This window comes from Actinoallomurus sp. NPDC052308, from assembly GCF_040679195.1.
Taxonomy (GTDB): domain Bacteria; phylum Actinomycetota; class Actinomycetes; order Streptosporangiales; family Streptosporangiaceae; genus Actinoallomurus; species Actinoallomurus liliacearum.
In genome coordinates, this window is the sequence record NZ_JBFAUM010000073.1 from 1 (window position 1) to 1,616 (window position 1,616).

The 1,616-nt window shown below is 71.2% G+C and carries 1 protein-coding gene; it reads left to right on the forward strand.

The window, feature by feature from the left end; translation table 11 throughout:
- Positions 1–1,616 (forward strand): hypothetical protein (locus AB0L00_RS45760; protein WP_364444575.1); only part of this gene is annotated, 1,616 nt, incomplete at both ends.

Sequence of the window (1,616 nt, forward strand, 5' to 3'; positions counted from 1 at the left end):
CTCCCCGAGCCCTTCACGGCCCCGGACGCGCTGCGGCCGGAGGGAACGACGCCCCGGGCTCGCGCGGCCGCAGGCGTGCGGCGTCCGTCGCAGGCGACCGAGACGATCAACGCGGTCGACCTGATCCCCGTCGTCGCGAACCTGCAGCGGCGTCTCCTCGGCGCCGGCCTGCCGGCCGAGTCCGTCCGTACGGTGATGGGCGAGGTCACCGAGTACGTGAACGAGAAGTCGACGCGTAACCGTAGCCGCGTGGTCCTCAGCAGCGGGGTGCCGACGAAGAAGGTGACGGTTCCGACGGGGCCGCTGAGCCGGTTCGAAGGGCATTTCTCGTTCAGCGCGCAGATCGAGCGGCTGCAGTACATCGGCGACAGCGAGGTGACGGTCCGGGAGGACTCCGGGGTCGGCTTGACGGTCAAACCGGGGCAGGAAGGTGAGAGCAAGGCGGCGACGGGCTTCTCCTTCAGCATCGCCGGCCTCGACGCCGACCCCGGGGCGCACCCGCCCGACCTCGAACACGCGCAGCACGGCACGGGCAAGGGCTTCGTACGCGGGCCGTCCTTCATGACGCCGTTCTCGCGCGGCGCCGGCCATGGGCTGTCCGAGCAAGGGCTCGGCCACACGGTGCTGAACCGCGGCGGAACGCAGTCCAGATATCGGACGGGCCTGCGCGTCGACGTCGACGTCCGCTCGACGACGCACACCATCGACCCGGTCAGCACGGTCGTGGAGGCGGAGACCAGTGTGCCGAAACCGGAGGCCGCCGACTTCGAGAAGCGGATGACCGGCGCCGTACGGACTCCGGCGGATTCGATGCCACCACCGTCGGCGTTCCGGCGGCCGCGGAATCTCAACCGTCCGGTTCAGGTCGACCCCGCGCACCGCGAGCCGCTGGCGCTGGCGGCGCGCCGGGGCGTCGGCTTCGGCATGCCGGCTCTGCTGCCCGGCTCCGAACTCGTGCACCAGCAGATCCGCGCGGTCCTCGAGCAGGAGCACGACGCCGTCTCGGGCGGGAAGAAGGTGGACTGGTCGCAGGCGGACCTGGACCTGGTCACCTACTTCAGCAGGCCGGCGCTGGAGGCGGACCTGCCCGCCGTGATGGCCGGAGTGGACCATACGGTCCACGTCGGCGGGCGCGCGTACGAGATCTCGGTCCAGGCGCAGCTGAGGGAGCGGATCGGCGGAGACTCCTATCCGATGACCGTGAACGGGCGCGCGCTGCTGGCCGCGGCGACGGCCGGCCACCGCAACACCGAGATCGGAGCGGAGCTGGGCTGGGGCGGGGGTGTGCGGTTCACCTGGCCCTGGATTCGTTTCGTGCTCGGTGCCTGGAGCGCGCACGGCGAGTACTCCTACACCGCCAAGAGGGAGTTCGGGGGGAGCGCCAAGTCCTACCGGCGCACCGAGACCACCGGCCAGGTGGACGAGCACGACTACAACGTCATTCACCAGGTGTCGGTGCGCCCCGCCGAACGCAGCCGGATCACCTGGTGGATCGACCGGCCGGAAGACGTCACCGCCCGGATCGTCGTCCCCGAGGAGCACCGCCCGGCCATCCCGCTCACCGCCGTCGAGCTCGAGAACGCCGGTACGGTCAGCACACCGGCGACGTGGCCGGT